The organism is Acinetobacter lactucae (assembly GCF_013344765.1).
GTDB lineage: Bacteria > Pseudomonadota > Gammaproteobacteria > Pseudomonadales > Moraxellaceae > Acinetobacter > Acinetobacter lactucae_A.
In genome coordinates, this window is record NZ_JABVBF010000349.1 from 1 (window position 1) to 1,057 (window position 1,057).

Here is a 1,057-nt window from a genome sequence, read left to right on the forward strand (position 1 = left end):
TAAATCAACTCTCATTAAGCATTTTATAGAGAGATCTTTTATCTTGGATTTTATATATGAATATTCAGCTTCATCAGTTGGTGAGGTTTCCAAAAAATAAGCCATCCTATCTTTTTTTACGTGGTGCAATGGATATTTTGCCTTTGTCAATTTCTGTTATTCCTTGGGCAATCTTGGCAGGCTCTATGGCAATTCATGCAGGTTTATCTTTTTATAAAGCACTTGCCATGTCTGGGCTTGTCTTTGCTGGTGCTGCGCAATTAGTCAGTTTAAGCATGGCTATGGAGGGTGCATCTGTTTTTACAATTTATTTGACTATTTTCTTTTTAACCGCTCAGCATTTTATTTATGCATTAACTTTAAGAAATGATATTTCTATTTTGTCCCTACCTAAACGATTAAGTTTAGGCTTTTTATTAACAGATGAATTGTTTGCGGTGAGTGCTCCCTTTGAAAAAAGAAGTTCGGAATATCTTTTAGGAGCTGGACTGTGTTTTTATTTATTTTGGGTTGCTTTTAGTTTGATGGGAATACTGTTGGCAACAGTGATACCTGATCTTTTAAATTATCATTTGGATTTTTCGATCATTGCTATTTTTATTGCCATGATTGTGCCTTTATGTAAAGGATTTCCAGTCATAGCTGGTGTTCTAATAACTTGTTTAATTGGGTTTTTATTTAAATTTTATCAAATCGAGGGTGCGATTTTACTTTCAGGATTAATAGGGATGTTGGTTGCTGTGTTAACTGAAAAAAGAGGTAAGGAGCAATAATATGTCTTGGTTTATGATTTTAGGTTTGGCAGCAATCGTCTTTTTTAATCGTTATTATTTTTTGGAACCCACTGTTAAAATTAAATTACCACTTATTATGAATAAGATGCTTAATTATTCTGCCCCTTGTTTATTAACTGCAATCTGCATTCCAGTTATTTTTTTTGATGGTGATCATTTAAGAGGTGTGGTAAATAATTCTTATATTTATGCAGCAATCTTTTGTGTTGTGATCGCTATTTATCTAAAAAAAGTGCTTTTAAGTGTGATAGCAAGTTTAGGAT

2 protein-coding genes are annotated in these 1,057 nt (G+C 32.5%); both read left to right on the plus strand.

The features are described 5' to 3' along the window. Positions 1-56 precede the first annotated feature (56 nt). Positions 57-773, plus strand: a complete 717-nt coding sequence (locus HUN22_RS17240; RefSeq protein ID WP_174731947.1) for an AzlC family ABC transporter permease — start codon at positions 57-59, stop codon at positions 771-773. A gap of 1 nt (position 774) precedes the next feature. Continuing rightward, positions 775-1,057: AzlD domain-containing protein (locus tag HUN22_RS17245; RefSeq protein WP_174731950.1), on the plus strand; the 283-nt coding region annotated here is incomplete at its 3' end.

Coding starts and splice junctions, on each gene's coding strand:
- HUN22_RS17240 (WP_174731947.1), top strand. CDS start 57: ATGAATATTCAGCTTCATCAGTTGGTGAGGTTTCCAAAAAATAAGCCA.